Here is a 19,209-nt window from a genome sequence, read left to right as displayed (position 1 = left end):
AAATATTACTGTAAAAAAATAATTTTTTGATTTTTTAGATAATATACTTTACAAAATTTTAAAAAATAGTAGAATATTAATTAATAGAAATTTCTGATAACTATATAGAAATATAAAATTATCAGAGATTTTCGGTAATTAGCATCGTACATAAAAATTAGGGAGGGTACAAAATGAAAAAGATGAAAAAAATCACAGCTGTAGTAGCACCAGTGTTAGCGATGAGTGTGGCACTATCAGCATGTTCTGGGGCAGGGGACAAAAAAGCAAGTACAGAGCCGAAAAATGGAGACAAACAAACAGAAGGTAAGTTAGCGGCAAAACAAGTATTAAATTTAGCAGAAACAGCAGAAATTCCTACAATGGATACTTCGAAATCAAAAGATTCAGCATCTTCTCTTATCTTAGGGAATACGATGGAAGGGTTATATCGTCTTGATAAAGACAATAAACCAGTCCCAGGTATGGCGGAATCTTACAAAAAGAGCGATGATGGTAAAAAATATACATTTAAAATTCGTAAAGATGCGAAATGGTCAAATGGAGACCCTGTAACAGCAAAAGACTTTGTATTTGCATGGCAGCGTCTTTTAGACCCAAAAACAGCAGCTGAATATGCATTCATTATGTATGATATAAAAAATGCAAAAGCAATTAACGAAGGGAAATCACCATTAGATTCTTTAGGTGTAAAAGCAGTTGATGATAATACATTAGAGGTAGAATTAGATAATCCTGTTCCCTATTTTCTTAACCTAACTGCATTTACATCTTTCTTACCGCTAAATGAGAAAGTTGTAAAAGAATATGGAGATAAATACGCTTTAGAAGCTGATAAGCTGGTGTATAATGGACCATTTAAAATGACAGAATGGAAGCATGAACAAGGCTGGAAAGTAAAGAAGAATGACCAGTACTGGGATAAGGCAAACGTTAAGTTAGATGAAATCAATTGGAGCGTTATAAAAGAAGTATCTACTCGTGTAAACCTATATGAAAGTGGACAAATCGATCGTGCGATTTTAACATCTGAATACGTTGATAAATATAAACCTAGGAAAGATGAATTTGGAAGCTTTGTAGAGTCGTCAACATTCTTTTTACGTTTAAATCAAAAACGTAACGGTCAAGATACAATCTTTAAGAATAAGAAAGTTCGCCAAGCGTTTGCGATGGCCTTTGATAAAAAAGCGTTAACAAATGTAATCTTAAATGATGGTTCTAAGCCGGTAGACTCTCTTGTTCCAGAAAAATTTGCTACAGGACCTGATGGAAAAGATTACCGCGAAACATTTAAATCTACGGGCAACAAGACGGATGTAAAGAAAGCGAAACAACTTTGGGAGGAAGCGAAAAAAGAATTAGGGAAACAAGAAGTAACGATTGAATTTTTGAACTATGATACAGAGAACGCGAAAAAAGTTGGTGAGTACTTAAAAGAGCAGTTTGAGAAAAATTTACCAGGTTTAAAAGTAAATATGAAACTTCAGCCATTTAAGCAAAAAATAAATTTAGAAGTAGCACAAGATTATGATCTTTCTTATGCAGGCTGGAACCCAGATTATGCGGATCCAATGACATTTTTAGATATGTTCCTAACAGGAAATCCGCAAAACGAAATGAGCTATTCAAATGCAAAATTTGATGAAATTGTGAAGAAATCTCAAGGTGAATTACTAACAGATCCAAAAAAACGTTGGGAAGAAATGGGGAAAGCTGAAAAAATCTTACTTGAAGATGAAGCAGCACTCGTACCAATGTTCCAAAACGGAAGATCATTCGTACAACGTCCTACGGTACACAATATTTATAACCACAACGTTGGTTGTGAATACAGCTACAAATGGGCATATATCACTGAAAAAGAAGGTAAATAATCATGTGAAAAGAGGATGCGATATCGTATCCTCTTTTCGCTGTGCGCATTTTGAAGCGTGATGAATACATATGCAGTACTATAAATGGAAGTTCCACTTTATCCCGCATTAACGGGCAGTAATACTCCCACCTCAAAATTCAGCGAAAGCATTGTCCAGCTCTAGTGGCTAGAATCTCCGGTCGTTTCGCCCCCTCGGACGAGGCAGAAAGCGCCTCTCTGTCGGGTGCTCCAACGTCCTGCGATTCTGAGCGAGCCGCTGCCGCCTTTCTTAAGAAGTTAGGTGGGGGATAAACTGCCCGTAAAAGCCCGATTGGTTCAACTAATAATCAGTGGGGGATGAAGAAAACTCCCACTGATTAAAGTCTCACTTTATTTCATAGAATGATTATAAATATTACTGTAAAAAAATAATTTTTTGACTTTTTTTAATAATAACACTTTACAAAATTAAAAAAATTAGTAGAATATTAATTAGTGAAAATCTTCTGATAACTGTATAGAAACATAAAGTTATCAAAAACTTTCTCATAGTTAGTATCGTACATAAAAATTAGGGAGGGTACAAAATGAAAAAGATGAAAAAAATCACAGCTGTAGTAGCACCAGTATTAGCGATGAGTGTGGCACTAACGGCATGTTCTGGGGCAGGGGACAAAAAAGCAAGTACAGATCCAAAAAATGGAGACAAGCAGGCAGAGGGTAAGTTAGCGGCAAAACAAGTGTTAAATTTAGCAGAAACAGCAGAAATTCCTACAATGGATACTACGAAATCGAAAGATTCAGCATCTTCTCTTATCTTAGGGAATACGATGGAAGGGTTATATCGTCTTGATAAAGACAATAAACCAATTCCGGGTATCGCAGAATCTTATAAAAAGAGCGATGATGGTAAAAAATATACATTTAAACTTCGTAAAGATGCAAAATGGTCAAATGGAGACCCTGTAACAGCAAAAGACTTTGTATTTGCATGGCAGCGTCTGTTAGACCCAAAATTAGCAGCTGAATATGCATTCATTATGTATGATGTAAAAAATGCAAAAGCAATTAACGAAGGGAAATCACCGGCGGATTCTTTAGGTGCAAAAGCAGTTGATGACAATACATTAGAAGTAGAATTAGACAATCCTGTTCCTTATTTTCTTAGCTTAACTGCATTTACAAATTTCTTCCCGTTAAATGAGAAAGTTGTCAAAGAACATGGAGATAAATACGCTTTAGAAGCTGATAAGATGGTGTATAATGGCCCATTTAAAATGACAGAGTGGAAGCATGAACAAGGCTGGAAAGTAGTGAAAAACGATCAGTACTGGGATAAAGCAAACGTTAAGTTAGATGAAATCAATTGGAGCGTTATAAAAGAAGTATCCACTCGTGTAAACTTGTATGAAAGTGGACAAATCGATCGTGCTCTTTTAACATCTGAATACGTTGATAAATATAAACCTAGGAAAGAGGAATTTGGAAGCTTTGTAGAGCCGTCAACATTCTTTTTACGTTTAAATCAAAAACGTGGTGGTCAAGATACAATCTTTAAGAATAAGAAAGTTCGCCAAGCGTTTGCAATGGCATTTGATAAAAAAGCGTTAACAAATGTAATCTTGAATGATGGTTCTAAGCCAATAGACTCTCTTGTTCCAGAAAAACTTGCTGCAGGTCCGGATGGAAAAGATTTCCGCGAAACATTTAAATCTACGGGCAACAAAATGGATGTGAAGAAAGCGAAACAAGTTTGGGAGGAAGCGAAAAAAGAATTAGGCAAGCAAGAAGTAACGGTTGAATTTTTGAACTATGATACAGAGAACGCGAAAAAAGTTGGTGAGTACTTAAAAGAGCAGTTTGAGAAAAATTTACCAGGTTTAAAAGTGAATATGAAACTACAGCCATTTAAACAAAAAATAAATTTAGAAGTAGCACAAGATTATGATATTTCTTACGGAGGCTGGCACCCAGATTATGCGGATCCAATGACATATTTAGATATGTTCCAAACAGGAAATCCGCAAAATGAAATGAGCTTTTCCAATGAAAAATTTGATGGAATTGTGAAGAAATCGCAAGGTGAATTACTAGCAGATCCGAAAAAACGTTGGGAAGAAATGGGAAAAGCTGAAAAAATCTTAATTGATGATGAAGCAGCCCTTGTACCGATATATCAAAGTGGAAGATCATTCGTACAACGTCCTACGGTACACAATATTTATAACCACAACGTTGGTTGTGAATACAGCTACAAATGGACATATATCACTGAAAAAGAAGGTAAATAATGATTTGAAAAGAGGATGCGATATCGTATCCTCTTTTCACTGTGCACATTTTGACATGTGATGAATACATATGCAGTACGACAGTAAAGCGAAACTTTCATCAATATGTAATCTATATCATTCCATCGCTAAGTATGAAATAGAAGGAGATACTTATGAAACAATATTCTTATTTAGATTTCCTTGCAGCATTTGGTGTTGGCAGTGCACATCCAGGAGGGTTTACATTAACAAAGCAGTTATTAGCACAGCTTTCACTGGGACCAGATACAAAGTTATTGGAAATTGGGTGTGGAACGGGCAAGACAGCCTCTTATATTGCGAAACAATATGGACCTGTGGTATGTGCAGTTGAAGTGAATGACACGATGGTTCAAAAAGCTAGGAAGAGATGGAATAAAGATGGGGTTAATATTGAACTCATCAAAGGAAGTGCAGAAGCACTACCGTTTCAAGATGAAGCATTTCATATTGTTTTAGGGGAATCTGTTCTTGCTTTTACAAACAAAAGGAAAGCAATAGATGAATGTTATCGTGTCTTACAACGCGGCGGAGAATTGCTTGTTATTGAAATGGTAACTGAGAGGCACCTATCAGTGCATGAGGAAGAACAGATTATAGCTTTATATGGAATGGAACAACTATTAACAGAGCAGGAATGGATTGCACTCTTTCAAGAATCACAATTTACAACAGTACGTGTGGTAGGAGGCGGAACGATTGCAGAGACGATTTCTGCACACGTAGAACAACCAGAGTGGGATATATCGGATTTTATTTCACAAGATTTGTATGAGGCGTGGATTGCGCACGAACATATTTTACAGCAATATAAGCATAGATTAGGACACCGAATTTTTATGTGTCAAAAATGAAAAAGCCAACACATGTTGGCTTTTCTTTATATGAAAAATAAAGCAGCTAATGTAATGCCGAAAATAAATCCAAACCCGAGTTCAACAGCCCCGAATCCACCTCTACCAAATCCAAACCCGCAATTATCACACTCTCCTAAACCGCCGCAAACATCACACCCACAGTCAGAATAGCCAAATCCGTAGTCAAATCGCTTTTTATGAACTGGTTCAATCCATACTGATTTATCTGAAATATCGACAATTTTCCCAATATGAATTTTGCCGTCATAGTTTTCAATGCGTACCACACGTCCGTGATATCGTCGACATGTGTGATAATGTTGATTAGAACGCATATAATTTCTCCCCTTTCTCTTTCCAATATTACGATATGATACAAGGACAAGAGCGGCTTGTACGTTTGTCTATTCCTTCATAATTGTGATGAAAAACGGGAAGGATAGGGAAAGAATGTTTTCTAGTAATGAAAAATCCTATTGCCTGTTAGATGAAATAAAAAGGAGAGAAAAAAATGAATCATTCAGATACGTTTCAAACGTATGAAATGTCATGGGAGAAATTGATTGATGCACTTCGAAAAGAAATGACACGTCAAGTTGGAGCCGATATTATTGATAGTATTGTTTGTGATTTAAAAGATGGATTTGAAGTGTATACATATATACAAGGAGATCTTGCGTTTGAGTATAAGGAAGCACTTGAACGAAAATATGGAACAGATAGCAAAATTCCTAACCTATTAACGGTATTGCTACTAGCAACTATTTATGATACGAAAGAAAGTAATATTCGTCTTCACGCCGACCGAAAAGAAAATCCGGTTGTAGAAGTATATGTGAAACAATAAGAGTGCTTATAGATGGCACTCTCATTTTTGCTATAATAAAAAGAAAGAAAATTGAGAAAAAAGATGAGAGGATGAAACGAGTACGGTTGCGTGAATTGGGAATGAAAGTCGGAAAATATAATAACTTGAAACTTGAAAAGTATATGTTAGAAGAAATTTGCTATTGAGGTTAGAAAAAATAGCAAACAATCCTCCTAATAATCAGTTTACATAATGATATTATAATCTTATTTGTTTTTCGAAATACAAGTCATATCTTGTATTTCTTCTCATAAGTTTAAACATAGGAATTTGTCTACAAAGGTGGCGAAGCCTCAACATGTACATTCGAATCATAGCCACGTCCATTTTATTTTTTTTACTCGTATGTATAAACCCTTTTTCTAGTTTAGCGAAAGGAGAAGAAGCGAGGCAACGTGTTGTTTCACTTGTCTATGATGATTCTGGAAGTATGCGTAATAACGATCGCTGGAAGTATGCCAATTATGCACTGCAAAGTTTGATTGCATTGTTAGATGAAAAGGATACGTTTTCTTATGTACCAATGAGTCATCCAGCAGAGGGGATATCAGTTTCTTTGGAGAATAATAAGCGACAAGGAGAGATTGGCAAGATTCAAACATGGAATGAGCAAGCGAATACACCTTTTCAATCGGTAGAAACAGCAATTCAATCGATGAAGAGGGAAGCCCAAGTGAATGCCAATCGAGAATTTTGGCTTATTATTCTAACAGATGGTGCTTTTAATGAATTAGAAAAGCAAGATGATAGTGAGAAAAAGCGAATTTCAGAAACGTTAAGTAAGTTTAAAAAAGAAATGGAAGCAAAAAAAGTTTCTTTACATGCAGTATTAATTACGATGGAAGAAAATTTAGGTGCGCAAGAAAAAACACAAATGAACATCTTTAAAGACATTTGGAAACAACAAATAAATGGAATCGTGCTACCTACAAGCGGAGAAGATGGTGTGATTCACAGTGTAAACCAAGCGGCTGCATTCATAGCGAATCGTGATCCGTTTTCATCAGTAGAAGAAGCGGTGAAAACAAATATAGTAGGAAACAAAATTGAAATTACAACACCATTTCCATTAAAGCGAATTACGCTTGTTAATCAATCTTCTCAGAAAGTGCCGTATCGTATTCAAAATATAAATGGCTCACTCCAGTTGCAGTCAAAATTTTCCATTCAAGCACCAGCAGGAATGGGGCTATATGGTGGCATTACACATATTATGTCTAAAAAGAATACTGTAATCGAACCAGGTAGCTATATATTAGAAATTGATCAAGTAGTTTCAAAGGAAAATATGAAAGTGCTTGTCGAACCAGCATTAGATTATACTGTTTCCATATATGAAAAAGGAAAAGAGCAGAAAAAGACAGCAGAACAAATCTATGAAGGTCAAACAGCGATTATAGAAGCAAAACCAACAAATGTACCAGTAGATGCTTCATATTTTACCGCACAAGTAGAAATAAGTGGTCAAATATATGAGATGAAATGGGATGGAAAGCGAAAAGCTTTCTACTATGAAACAAAGATAGGAAAAGAATCGGTGCGCGGAAATGTGCACATGAATATAAAAGGGTTTTATCGCCAAACGAAAGAATTTTATATTCAATCCGTTCCAAGACCAAAACTATCATTACAGGTTGTGACAACGAATTATACAGAAAAAGTAACGAATTTAAAGCATAGCACACCATTTATTATACAGCCGCTATTAAATGATGAAGCAATGTCAGAAATAGAAGTAAAGGAATTACTGAAAACAGCTACTGTTACATTTCATAAATCTATCAACTATGAGATAAAGCAACATGGAAATCAACTGTACGTCTATCCTCGTCCTTATTACTCCAACACATTTAATTTTACAGATACCGGCACCGTAGAAGCTACCATCACATTACGAGATTCACAATCACAAAAAGTGAGTAAACAGATTTCACTTTCTATTATCGATGTTTCTTTTTTTGAGCGTTATGCGACTATTTTTCAATTCGTTTTACCGTTTAGTATCATCTTACTCATGATTGCAACTCTCATTATTGGATGGGTGGTTCGTCCGCGCTTTCATGGGAAGGCGCTTATATATTATGAATGGGACCAATCTATTGCGGAAGATTGGTTATATAAATCTGAACCAGAACCACTGCGAACAAAATGGTGGAATCATTATTTTGGTATTCCATTTCGAGCAGAGCGGAAGACAGTGCAGTCTGTTACATTTATTGCAAAAAAAAGATCAAAATCTATATTTGTTACAAAAGATTCCCAAGTACCAGGCATGGTGATTGATGGTATTTTTTTAACAGACGAAGAAATAGGACGTGAGCATAAAACGTTATATCCGAACGAAATGGTTGTCATCGATCGCGGTTATGGAAAAGAAGTATATAAGTATGAATGTGAATAAAGTGAAACTTCCATGAGTGGGGGTTTTCTTCATCCCACTCATGGAAAGCTCTCACCAATCAGGCTTTTATGGGCAGTTATCCCCCACCTATCTTCTTTGTTATCTCTCAATCTTGAGGTGGGGATCTTACTGCCCGCAAATAGCGGGATAAATAGGAAGGTGGTTCACATGGATTTTCAAGTGCCGACAATTTTAATTGGACTTGGAGGAATTGGTAGCACGATTACGCATGATATTTATCGAAAGCTTCCACTAGAACGACGTAAAAAAGTAGCGATGCATGTATTTGATACGGATATTAATACGTTAAGTCATTTTCAGCATATTCGTAAATTTGTGACGCAAACGAGCTCTAGTAAAACACCGCGCGAATATATAGCAGAAGATCCAACAATCCCAGACTGGTTTCCGATTGATCCAACTATACTAGATAAACCGTTAACAGAAGGTGCAGGTCAGCTTCGGGTTATTTCCCGCTTAGCACTTCGCGCAGCAATGAAGGAAGATAAATTAACATCGTTTTGGCAGGAAATCGAGAAAATTTTTCCGGTCACTAGTGATAAAACAGAGTACGGTGTACGGGTTATTATTATTACATCGTTAGCTGGTGGTACAGGTTCGGGGATGTTTTTGCAAATTGCTCTTTATTTACGGGAAATGCTTCGGAAAAAGTTGCAACATCACAACATTTTAATTCGCGGCGCTTTCTTACTTCCTGACGCTCTCGTAAAGACGCGTACAATAAGCGGGAAAGAATTTGAAGCAGTGCAGGCAAATGGCTATGCATCATTAAAAGAATTACACGCTATTACATTAGGATCTACAGGAGAACTATCGTGCCGCGGTGGCGTTACAATTGAGTTAGAATACAGACCTGACCAAGTGGATGAAGATGGTCGTACAAATCATACAATTATGCAGCATCACTTACCATATAATTATTGCTTTTTATATGATTATGAAAATTTACATGGACATCATCTAAATAGCTTGTCTGATTATATGGAACAAATGACAAATACGATTTATTTACAACTATTTAGTCCAATGTCAACGAGTCATTTCGCGCAGGAAGATAATCAAATTCAGCAACTTGCAGATTCAAATGGTAAAGCTCGTTATTGCGGAGCGGGAGTCGCAAAGCTTATTTATCCATATGAAAATGTTCTTCGTTATTGTGCTTTGAAATGGGCGGTACAAGGGCTAGATGAATCATGGCTTCATTTAGATCGACTTTTTTTAGAGAAGAAAAGTCGATATGAGCAAGATGTTCGCCGTGGTATGCAACGTGAAAAACCAGAGCGAGGGAAAAGCTTCTTAGAGGATTTAGAACATTTAGCGACTCGGCCAGAACAAGCACATGTATTTTATAAACAAATGTACTATGAAGCACGTGAAGGAGCAGAAGGTGGAAAAATCGGTATATCAAAGGCAAAATTGTTTCTCGAGTCGGTAGAAAGTTATGTGCAGCGTACGGTGCAAAAGGATGAAGAGTTAAATCGTTTGCAGCGGGAGTGTAAAATTTCGGCTGCAAAGTTGAAAATTGCGGAGCAAATGAAAGGGGAAGTGGCGCGAGTTGACCATGCAGTGCGTTTATATGCGTATGCAATCCCAAGCCGTGTACATGAGCATGTAACAACATTGGTATATGACATAATTGAAGCAGATCGTTTTACGCCAAGTGGTTCAGAGGGACAGTCATATCAGTTAAATACGTGGTTTTTGAAGAAAACTGATCCCGTTCATCCTGTTGCTGCAAGGTATGTGTTATATGAAATTCGTAAATTGTTAACTGAGAAAATGAATCGTTTGCACGAAAATAATGAGCAAAAGCGTAATCTCATTCAAAATTATGATAAAAAGTTTAATGTGGGCAATATTGAAGGAACGGTAACAGCCGTCCGACGTGTTGAACTCGCACAGCAGCAAGGATGGATTGGAAAGGTATTTCATAATGAGCAGCGTTTATTTCGAAAAGAATTTCAAGATATCGCCACCCAATATGTACACAAGTTAAATGAGTACCGAAAAGAAATGCTGCTAGAACTTGTGTATCAATCTTTATATCAAGCTGTAGTTAAAATGATTCAATATTGGGAGCGTTTCTTTGATAATTTACAAGAAACTCGTGAAAATTTATTATTAGACATTCAAAAGCGTAGTAAAGAATTTGAGGGGAAAACAAACCCAACAAATGTATACGTATTAGCAGATGAGCGAATGCAGGAAGAAATATGGAACGATATTCATCACCATGTAAACAATGGTGTGCTACCAAAAGAGATATCTGCTGAAATTTATATGAGTTTATATCGAGAGTATTGCCGAGAAGCAGGGGCGGAGGAAGGGCAATCTCAAAAGGTAGAAGATTTTTATCGGAAACACATTTTAACGTATTGTGAAAAGGAACTGCAAGAACGGTACAGAGATAAGCTTGAATTAAATATTATTGAAGCGCTTCGAAAAGAAGCTACTATTCAAAAACGTGATATGACAGAGTATGTCAGTGAAAAAACAGAAGATTTGTTACACCTTGCAAGTCCATTTATACCGAAAGTGCCGCATCATCGTGAACTGCAATATTGGGGTATTCATCCATTTGTTCAGCAAGAGTTAAATGAAGAAGCGCTTCAAGAGATGTTTCAAGAAAAAGAAACTGTTGATAAAGCTTTTTCGCCATATGAAATTGTATGTTACCGTGCGCATTATGGCCTATCCCTGCAAGATTTTCCGAAATTGTCATCCGGGCATACTGTAAATGGGTATGTGAACGAGAAGGGAGACTACTTTCAATCATATTATCGCCGCGTAAATAAATTAAACATTCGTAAATCCAATTTAACGCCTCATCTCGATAAATATTGGCATTTGCCAGCGTTTATGCCAGATTTAAATGCAACGCAAACGAAGTTGGATTATGAGAAATGTAATCGCGCTTTATTATATGCATATATATTTCGTTGGATTAGCCTTGCTGCGGTAGACGGACAGTTCGTTTACCAATATAACGGAGTAGGTCGAAGTTCTCTTATTCAGTCGATGGGGAAAAATGTAACAAATGAAGGGTATAAATTACATCGTGCCCTGCTTCATAATCCATTTATATATGAAAATATCATTTCTCGTTTTGAAGAAGAACAGGAAAAAGCGTTGCAGCATGGGGGACATTTGTACACACATTCATTTGTATTAGGTGCGCAAGATATAAGATGGCTTCGGAAAGAACATGTTCATAATATTTTAGACATTATCTTGATGTATGATAAGGAAGCGAAATATGATCCAACGTTAGAAGAAACTTCTGATGAGTTATTACGATTACTCGTTGATGAAATTGAACAGTATTTTAAAGCTTATTACGGGACTGGTGCAGAAACGGCGGCTAAAAAAGAAGCAACTTTATTTGTAAGGCAACTATGGAATCGCTCATACGCAAAAGAATTTGTAGATCCAAACAGTGCACCATATAAGAAATGGTTACATCTTCTTAATATCCAAATAGAAGAGGAAGATACAAAAACGAATGTTTAAGAAAAGATAGGGAATCCTTAATTTTGGAATGTATTATTTGGAAAAGAGGGATTCTCATGCCGTTTCTTGGAAGTGTGTACCAAGTGTTTGGATCGTATGCGGAAATTTATTACGCAATGGTTTATATGGAGAATAAAGATGCTCAGTCTAGTGATGATGCTATCAGTAAAGATGAAAATGAAACTGTAGAAGAATAATAAAGAACATGCAGGTTAACCTGCATGTTCTTTTCGTTTTCTTATAGTTTTACAATATTCTTAGGTTTTGACCTCTGTTAACTTGCTTGAATGCAATTTACTGTAACATTACTATCATTTGGTACTTCGTACATTCAAATCCTTTTTCACTATTAAACCATTTTACTGTCCTGATTGTTTTCATATAAAAACTTTTAAAATATTTCTAAGGATGTGTTTCCTATTTATATGAACCGAGCAAATATAAACATGTATTTAAATCTGTTATCGTTTTTACGTTAAAATGGAAGATAAGAACAGTAAATGTTCATTATCGTTTTTGAAACCTCAAAACAACGAAAGCCCTACCTCTCTTTCGTCCTTACGGCTCCGATGACCGTGCCAGTATGAATCGGGATATCCAAAAACAATGCTTGGATAAATGAACCTCATCGTATACTTAGAAGTATGGGAATAAAAAGTGGTGAGAATAATTCATTTAGAGGAAAAAGAATTTTTTCTTAGAGGGTAATGTTCCTATAATCAAATCGTATTTGTAATCATATCATATTGAGGTACATAAAGCAAAAAAAAAACAAAATAGATGTTAGGCTATTTTGTCGTTTTAGGTATCTTATATAATTTAAAATCAAGTTCAAAACGGTTTTAAAAGGATTTCTTTACCTAGCCGACTTTCGTATTTAACAAATCAATTGCCTGATTTTCAGTAATTCCTTTAATTAAGCTCAATTCACTAATTAAGATTTTTTGTGCGTTGTCTAACATTTGTTTTTCACTTGTATTAAGCGCCCTTACTTTATTCCTACGTATTAAGTCGCGAACTACTTCAGCACCTTCTTGTATTTCACCCGTCTTCATTTTCTCCATGTTTTGAGTATATCTTTGCTTCCATGAGAGTGAATGATCTGATTCGCCGTACTGAAAAATAAGTAATACATTTTCTAATGTAAGCATATCAGCAATTAATCGTATACGTGATTGTATCATTTTTTTCATCGGAATCATTACTTCCATATTACTAATTGGTATTCTTATTACATAATATTTTTGTTTTTCTCCTAGGATTTCTTTTTCTTCTATGGCTTCAATCACACCTGCTCCGTGCATTGGATAAACAATTTTATCACCAATTTTAAACAAATAATCCACCTCCATATAGGGTAACCTTTCTAAGGTTATCATATATAAGATGATAAGTAAAATTATTTATAATATCACAAAATAATTATCATAGTCAATATTTTTTGCTGGATTTGATAAAATCATTGTTACATATTTACAAAACTAAAAAATAAAATGAGTGTATAATAAATTGAAACTCCCATCCGTGGGAGCTCACTGTCCGTTAGTGCGGGATAAATAATTGATTGGAAAAATGTATGAAAGAGGTTTTCATAATATGTTGAAATGGAGTTATTTTGTATTTATTAATGTTCTTGCCTTTATAATGATGGGACTAGATAAAAGGAAAGCAAGGAAGAAGCAGTGGCGTACACCGGAGAGTACGTTGTTTTTAATTGCAGCAGCAGGGGGAGGGATTGGAGCTTGGATTGGGATGTATATGTTTCATCATAAGACGCATAAAAATAAGTTTGTGTTTGGTATTCCGGTTCTTGCCGCTGCGGGAGTATATGTGTGGATTTAAAATAAAATTGTACCGTTTTGAAAAAAGATGAACTGAAATCCTTACTTCATACAGATGGGATTTCAGTTTTTTCTTGTGCTAACAGCGTAGTTCAAGAAGTAGATAAATATGAATGTAGAAATGAAGTAGGCGTCAAGTCATTCATTATTTTTCAGTAATATGTTAATTGAGTATGGATGTTTTTGGTAAAAATTGTTTATTTGATCTTGCGTAAAGGGTTTTCTTTCTTCCAAATTTATGCTCTAATCAATACTAAGGGGGCAGGTAGATGGATAATGATATTAAACGATATTTAATATGCACTTTCATATTTACGTGGGGACTTTGGGGGATATTAATTAGCTTAATAAAATTGAACATTACTACACATGGAACTCCATTAGCAATGATATTGTTTGTTTTCGGGGGGATCATGCCAGCAATTATTGAAATTATTCTAAAGAAAAAATATGGATCGAAAGAGGAATTTAGAGTTTTTATCAAAAATATTGTTAATCCTAAACATCATTTTGTATGGTATATTTTGATAATTGTTCTAGCTTTTATTAGCTGTTATCTGCCAACGATATTTGATGGAGCAACGATGCAAAAGCCATTATACGTGGGATTACTTAGTTTTCCGATAATGATTATTGGTGGTGGACTTGAAGAAATTGGCTGGAGAGGATTTTTACAACCTGCACTTCAGAAAAGGTATTCTCCATTTTTAAGCACCGTGATTGTGAGCATAATATGGGCTATTTGGCACCTGCCGTTATGGTTCATTCCAGGCACGAACCAATCTCAAAGGAACTTTATATCTTTTACAATTACGATAATTGCCATATCCTTCATACTAACTACAATTTATAATGCAACTAAAAGTATTTTTATGTGTCTCATTTTTCATGCGCTTATGAATTCTTTTTGGGAAGTATACGTGCCAAATGATAAGATTTTACCAGCCTTTGCAACTCTTATTTTTGGAATTTTCGTTTTTATTTCGTATAAATTGGTAATAAAAAGAAAAAGCACTTTTCATAAGAGTCATTCAATTTAACGCAAGAAGAGCATGTTTTGATTAGTCTTTTTAAAACATGCTCTTTTCTTTTGGATATTATAAAGAGTTTATGTAGCGGAAAATTATAAACAGATAGAAGGACACTTTATAATGAAGAAAAAAGAAAAGAGGAGAGGAGAATCAAATGGAAGCGCAAAAAAAAAGGATGATATATGCGACAAGTGCATATATGATGTGGGGGGATCCTTCCGCTTTATTGGAAATTGATAGACGAAGTTCCAGCAGAAGAAATTTTAGCGCATCACATCGTTTGGGCATTCGTTTTATTCATTTATTCGTTTTAATTTCAAGAAAATATTGAAATGTGTGTCAACCTATGTTAAGGACTTATTATTATTTGGAATTTAAAAATAGCCTAGTAGTCTTATCAATAAGACTACTAGGCTATTTTAATAATGATAGTAATTGATAGAGTTGGTCTATTGGTGTTTTTTATCTGAATTTTCTAATTTGATTATTTCAACTTTATGAATATAGTAGGAGGGAATTTTGTGTGATAGTATTTTAGATAGAAAATATAGGGAATTCTGAAAAAGGTGGTGTGGATTGGATGTTCAAACTACTGTAAATAATAAAGTTATAGAACTATTAAATCATTATTTTCATCGAGTAAATGTGTATCTTGTAGTATATGAAAATCAAAGAGAATTATATGAACATGAATTAGTTAGTGAACTATTCGCGTTGTTTAATGTTGCAGGGAATGACAACATGAATAGAGGTTTTCTAAATCGCCTTGGTTCATTTGTAAAGGAGATTATTTCAGAGCAAGAACAGAAAATGAAAGAACTTAAAAAAACAAGAGATGAAGAGATAAATGTATTTGATTTAGTAGATCGTCAAAAAAGAAAAAAGGCGTTGAACTTTATGAATAATTGAAGTTTGAATTGTATTAAAGTTTAGATAAAAGTATTTAAAGTGATTAATTATGTCCAATAAAGGGGTCTCATGTACGCAAAAACATCCACTTTAGTAAACTTAAGGAGATCGTTTTTATGAAAACTACTGACTCAAAAAGTCTGTGGAGAAATCCAATTTATTTACAAGTTTTCTCTGCGTATTCACTGATTATGCTCGGAGTATTTATTGACATGTTAGCCATTATGACCATTGTTGGTTTTGAATGGGAAGTAGACCCCACCATGATTGGATTGATTCCCGTTGCGTATGCACTTCCTGGAATTTTATTTAGTTCATGGGCAGGTGTGATTGCTGATCGCTTTAGAAAAATTCCAATTATGATGTTTAGTAATCTTATGGTTGGTCTATTAACAATTGTTCTTTTATTTGTCCAAAATATTTATTGGCTTTTGTTAGCATTAATGATTCGATCCATTTTTACCGTTTTCTATTATCCTGCACAGCAAACACTAACACGACAAATTGTATCCCCTAATTTGCTTACCAAAGCGGTAAGTATCAACGGTATAGTTGAGCAAGGAACCAAGATAGTGGGTCCGCTTATAGGGGGAGTGTTACTGAGCTGGTTTCAGCCAGAGTTTTGTCTTGTAATAAGGGCAATATGTAGTTTACTAGCTGCTTTGGTTTTATTGCCCACAATTAGGTTTAAGGAATCTCTGTCAAGAGAATATATAGAAAAGCAACAACAAAGTACTTGGACTGCTTGGTTACAAGGTTGGAGTTATGTATTATCCAATCGGATGATATTATCAACCATGATTTTCTTTACAATAGCTATGGCAGTATTACAATTAGTAGACTCACAGTTCCCTACTTTATTTAAGAGTTTGTTCCCAAATGATAAGAGTAAAATGGGATATATCATTTCTATTATTGGTATTGGGGGAATACTTGGTGCATTCTTAACTCAAAAAATAAAACATTTTCAATATGGTTGGGTAGTATGTGGGGGCATTATTTTAATGGGAATTGGTTTTGGTGGAATTAGTCTGATAAGTCTGGCAAGTCCCGGTACATCCCTTATTTTTGGCTATCTGATTAGTTTTATCGCTGGTATTGGAAGTGGACTTATGTTTGTATCCAATCAAGTCATTCTGCAAATAGAATCTCATCAAGAACAGGTCGGAAGAGTGTTTGGAATTCAAAGCAGTTTAGCAAATGCAGTCCTCATCATTTCTCCGTCTATGAGCGGACCACTGGTTCACCTTTTCGGAGTAATTCAACTCTATCTTTATGTGGGTATTGGGCTCATCATCATTGGAGTAATTGGGGCTTCATTACAAAAATATTTTTGGGTTAAACATGAAAACGAACACATAAAAGTAACTAATCTTTGAAGGGAGATTTTTTTATGTCCAATGAGGAGTGTTATCTTTTAAGTCATCCGCAGAGAAGAATATGGTATACAGAAGTTATTTATTCAGATAAAGGTATGTGTAATCTAAAATTCTTGTTCAAGATCCATCGAAAAATGAATTATTCAATATTAAATCGAGTCATGAATCGTGTTATTAGTGAAAACGATGGTTTGTGTATCAGGCTGAAAGAAAATGGAAATATGGAACCTGAGCAATATTTTGTTAAACATCAAGAACGAGAATTTGACTTCTTCGATTTCAGTTCCGAGAGAGATTCAGATTTGTTGGAAAAATGGATTGAGCAGAAGGCGCAAGAGACGTTTACGTTATTTGATTCTGATTTATACTATTTCGCTTTAATAAAATTAAGCGATAATGAGTGTGCCGTCTTTGGCAATGTTCATCACATTATCATGGATGGTTTATCAATCCAAATTTTTACTAGTCAGATTGCTAAATATTATCATGAGTTTCATAGTGAGACAGATGTGAGCATACCTAGGAACTCATATGTTCAGTTTCTAGTCAATGAACAGACATACTTGAACAGCAGTCGTTTTCAAAAGGATCAAAACTTTTGGTTAGAGGAATTCAAAACACTTCCATCCGTGACGGGATTGAAACCCTGTAATGCTTACCAAGTTAGTACGAGAGCATCACGCGAGACATTTGTATTATCTGGATATTTTAAGAAAAAGATAGAAGAATTTTCTGAAGAATACAAATACAGTATATATACTCTTTTTGTTGCTGCGCTTTCGTTGTCGATGTATCGATGGACCTCATCGCTTGATATTGCCCTAGGAATGGCTTATGGCAATCGTATGACTAAAATGGAGCGTGAATTAATTGGAATGATGGTGAGTACAGTTCCTCTAAGAATGGATATCGATCCTGAAGAAGAAGTACTCTCATTTATTGGTCGAGTGTCCAGAAAACAAAGTAAATCATTACGACATCAGAAATATCCATTTGATTTGTTATTAAAGCAGACTAATAAAGAGAATAACAGTAATGTTCGACTTTTTGGAACTACGATTGATTATAGAGATCGTGCTGAAAGTGGTGACTCTCTTTGGATTCCAAATCGTGAAGAGGTACAAGATTTTGCAGTACATATCGAAAATTTGACTGATATAGACTCTTTACAAGTACATGTTGATTATCGTGAAGAGCTATTTTCCAAAGAAGAGATAATTCGATTTTTTAACACCATGCTAGCATTAATGGAAAACACATTTAAAAATCCGAAGCAGAAGGTTTCTGAGATCGAAATTATTTCAGAAGAAGATAAAAGAAAAAGTTTAGTAGAGTTCAACGATCCTAAGCTTGACTTTCCACCTCAAGCAACTATCCATAAGTTGTTTGAGCAGCAAGCGACGATTCATCCCAATGCCATTGCAGTTATGTATGAAAAGGAGAGGCTTACCTATAGGGAGCTTAATGAACGTGCGAATCAGTTAGCTCACTATCTACAGAAAAAAGGAGTAGGACCTGATTCCTTGGTTGGACTTTGTGTTGAACGTTCTCTTGAAATGATTGTAGGTATTTTGGGGATTTTGAAGGCTGGTGGAGCTTATGTTCCACTTGATCCAACATATCCAGTGCAGCGACTTCAGTATATTTTAGAGGATGCTAGCATTCAGCTAGTCGTAACGCAAGAGAGTTTAAAAGAATCGAAATGGTTACCAGAGAATATTAAATCGATTTGCCTTGATCGAGATCAAGGTGAGATTGAGAAAGAAAGTACTGCTTTATCGATTTCTGATGTAAGTCCTCAACATCTCGCTTACGTGATCTATACTTCAGGATCAACAGGGAATCCGAAGGGAGTTATGGTAGAGCACCATAATGTGATTCGCTTATTTAAATCAACGGAATGTTGGTATCAGTTTGATGAAAAAGATACTTGGACGCTTTTCCATTCTTATGCGTTTGACTTCTCGGTATGGGAGATTTGGGGAGCATTACTCTATGGCGGAAGATTGATTGTTGTTCCTTACTGGATCAGTCGATCGCCCAAGGATTTCTATCAACTGTTAGTAAAGGAAAAGGTTACGGTTCTTAATCAGACACCTTCCGCATTCCGACAACTAATACAGGTGTGTGAACAAGAAGATGAAAATAAAAACTTGCATCTGCGCTATGTCATATTTGGTGGGGAAGCACTCGATCCTGCCAGCTTACTACCGTGGTTTCAA

The 19,209-nt window shown here is 35.3% G+C and carries 14 protein-coding genes and 1 pseudogene; 13 read left to right on the top strand and 2 right to left on the bottom strand.

Going from position 1 to position 19,209, the window contains the following annotated elements; genetic code table 11:
* Positions 1 to 173 precede the first annotated feature (173 nt).
* From MR076_RS20175 to MR076_RS20165, 3 genes are all read left to right on the top strand, one after another.
* Entirely contained in the window at positions 174 to 1,877 is a 1,704-nt protein-coding gene (locus MR076_RS20175) for a peptide ABC transporter substrate-binding protein (RefSeq protein ID WP_242223597.1), read from the top strand.
* A 568-nt stretch (positions 1,878 to 2,445) separates the two neighbouring features.
* Complete coding sequence (locus MR076_RS20170) at positions 2,446 to 4,149, top strand: peptide ABC transporter substrate-binding protein (protein WP_242223593.1); 1,704 nt, start codon at positions 2,446 to 2,448, stop codon at positions 4,147 to 4,149.
* A gap of 155 nt (positions 4,150 to 4,304) precedes the next feature.
* Positions 4,305 to 5,024, top strand: a complete 720-nt coding sequence (locus MR076_RS20165) for a class I SAM-dependent methyltransferase (protein WP_242223591.1) — start codon at positions 4,305 to 4,307, stop codon at positions 5,022 to 5,024.
* Between the two features lie 26 nt (positions 5,025 to 5,050).
* Here the strand turns inward: MR076_RS20165 and MR076_RS20160 are convergent, their stop codons facing one another.
* The gene (locus MR076_RS20160) at positions 5,051 to 5,362 is read right to left on the bottom strand and encodes a hypothetical protein (protein WP_242223590.1); all 312 of its coding nucleotides are present in this window, start codon (positions 5,360 to 5,362) and stop codon (positions 5,051 to 5,053) included.
* A gap of 176 nt (positions 5,363 to 5,538) precedes the next feature.
* On the opposite strand from MR076_RS20160, the gene MR076_RS20155 reads away from it, so the two are divergent.
* From MR076_RS20155 to MR076_RS20140, 4 genes are all read left to right on the top strand, one after another.
* Entirely contained in the window at positions 5,539 to 5,874 is a 336-nt protein-coding gene (locus MR076_RS20155) for a hypothetical protein (RefSeq protein WP_242223589.1), read from the top strand.
* A 319-nt stretch (positions 5,875 to 6,193) separates the two neighbouring features.
* Positions 6,194 to 8,296, top strand: coding sequence for a vWA domain-containing protein (locus tag MR076_RS20150; protein WP_242223587.1), 2,103 nt, complete (start codon positions 6,194 to 6,196; stop codon positions 8,294 to 8,296).
* A 168-nt stretch (positions 8,297 to 8,464) separates the two neighbouring features.
* Positions 8,465 to 11,827, top strand: a complete 3,363-nt coding sequence (locus tag MR076_RS20145; RefSeq protein ID WP_242223585.1) for a tubulin-like doman-containing protein — start codon at positions 8,465 to 8,467, stop codon at positions 11,825 to 11,827.
* Between the two features lie 56 nt (positions 11,828 to 11,883).
* Positions 11,884 to 12,024 (top strand): phosphonate ABC transporter permease, encoded by a 141-nt coding sequence (locus MR076_RS20140; RefSeq protein ID WP_242223583.1) that lies wholly within the window; start codon positions 11,884 to 11,886, stop codon positions 12,022 to 12,024.
* 663 nt (positions 12,025 to 12,687) lie between these two features.
* Here the strand turns inward: MR076_RS20140 and MR076_RS20135 are convergent.
* Positions 12,688 to 13,179 carry a CarD family transcriptional regulator gene (locus tag MR076_RS20135; protein WP_242223581.1) on the bottom strand — a complete coding sequence of 164 codons (492 nt, stop codon included), beginning with the start codon at positions 13,177 to 13,179 and terminating at the stop codon, positions 12,688 to 12,690.
* A gap of 247 nt (positions 13,180 to 13,426) precedes the next feature.
* Between MR076_RS20135 and MR076_RS20130 the strand changes: the two genes are divergently transcribed.
* From MR076_RS20130 to MR076_RS20105, 6 genes and pseudogenes are all read left to right on the top strand, one after another.
* The gene (locus MR076_RS20130) at positions 13,427 to 13,669 is read left to right on the top strand and encodes a DUF1294 domain-containing protein (RefSeq protein WP_242223765.1); all 243 of its coding nucleotides are present in this window, start codon (positions 13,427 to 13,429) and stop codon (positions 13,667 to 13,669) included.
* A gap of 268 nt (positions 13,670 to 13,937) precedes the next feature.
* Positions 13,938 to 14,708 (top strand): CPBP family intramembrane glutamic endopeptidase, encoded by a 771-nt coding sequence (locus MR076_RS20125; RefSeq protein ID WP_242223579.1) that lies wholly within the window; start codon positions 13,938 to 13,940, stop codon positions 14,706 to 14,708.
* A gap of 145 nt (positions 14,709 to 14,853) precedes the next feature.
* Positions 14,854 to 15,001: pseudogene (locus MR076_RS20120) on the top strand (EamA family transporter RarD); the annotation flags it as partial.
* A gap of 274 nt (positions 15,002 to 15,275) precedes the next feature.
* A complete protein-coding gene (locus MR076_RS20115) occupies positions 15,276 to 15,608 on the top strand; it encodes a hypothetical protein (protein WP_242223575.1) in 333 nt (110 codons plus the stop codon).
* 116 nt (positions 15,609 to 15,724) lie between these two features.
* Positions 15,725 to 16,987, top strand: a complete 1,263-nt coding sequence (locus tag MR076_RS20110) for an MFS transporter (RefSeq protein ID WP_242223572.1) — start codon at positions 15,725 to 15,727, stop codon at positions 16,985 to 16,987.
* A gap of 14 nt (positions 16,988 to 17,001) precedes the next feature.
* On the top strand, positions 17,002 to 19,209 hold a 2,208-nt coding region (locus tag MR076_RS20105), incomplete at its 3' end, for a non-ribosomal peptide synthetase (RefSeq protein WP_242223570.1).

Origin of the sequence: Bacillus cereus group sp. BfR-BA-01380 (assembly GCF_022663535.1) — a bacterium.
GTDB lineage: Bacteria > Bacillota > Bacilli > Bacillales > Bacillaceae_G > Bacillus_A > Bacillus_A cereus_BB.
The sequence above is the reverse complement of the archived record's forward strand: the minus strand, read 5'-3'. Positions and strand labels throughout refer to the sequence as shown.

Excerpts from the sequence above, each read along its gene's own strand:
- MR076_RS20175 (WP_242223597.1), top strand. The coding sequence starts at position 174 with ATGAAAAAGATGAAAAAAATCACAGCTGTAGTAGCACCAGTGTTAGCG.
- MR076_RS20170 (WP_242223593.1), top strand. The coding sequence starts at position 2,446 with ATGAAAAAGATGAAAAAAATCACAGCTGTAGTAGCACCAGTATTAGCG.
- MR076_RS20165 (WP_242223591.1), top strand. The coding sequence starts at position 4,305 with ATGAAACAATATTCTTATTTAGATTTCCTTGCAGCATTTGGTGTTGGC.
- MR076_RS20160 (WP_242223590.1), bottom strand. The coding sequence starts at position 5,362 with ATGCGTTCTAATCAACATTATCACACATGTCGACGATATCACGGACGT.
- MR076_RS20155 (WP_242223589.1), top strand. The coding sequence starts at position 5,539 with ATGAATCATTCAGATACGTTTCAAACGTATGAAATGTCATGGGAGAAA.
- MR076_RS20150 (WP_242223587.1), top strand. The coding sequence starts at position 6,194 with ATGTACATTCGAATCATAGCCACGTCCATTTTATTTTTTTTACTCGTA.
- MR076_RS20145 (WP_242223585.1), top strand. The coding sequence starts at position 8,465 with ATGGATTTTCAAGTGCCGACAATTTTAATTGGACTTGGAGGAATTGGT.
- MR076_RS20140 (WP_242223583.1), top strand. The coding sequence starts at position 11,884 with ATGCCGTTTCTTGGAAGTGTGTACCAAGTGTTTGGATCGTATGCGGAA.
- MR076_RS20135 (WP_242223581.1), bottom strand. The coding sequence starts at position 13,179 with ATGGAGGTGGATTATTTGTTTAAAATTGGTGATAAAATTGTTTATCCA.
- MR076_RS20125 (WP_242223579.1), top strand. The coding sequence starts at position 13,938 with ATGGATAATGATATTAAACGATATTTAATATGCACTTTCATATTTACG.
- MR076_RS20110 (WP_242223572.1), top strand. The coding sequence starts at position 15,725 with ATGAAAACTACTGACTCAAAAAGTCTGTGGAGAAATCCAATTTATTTA.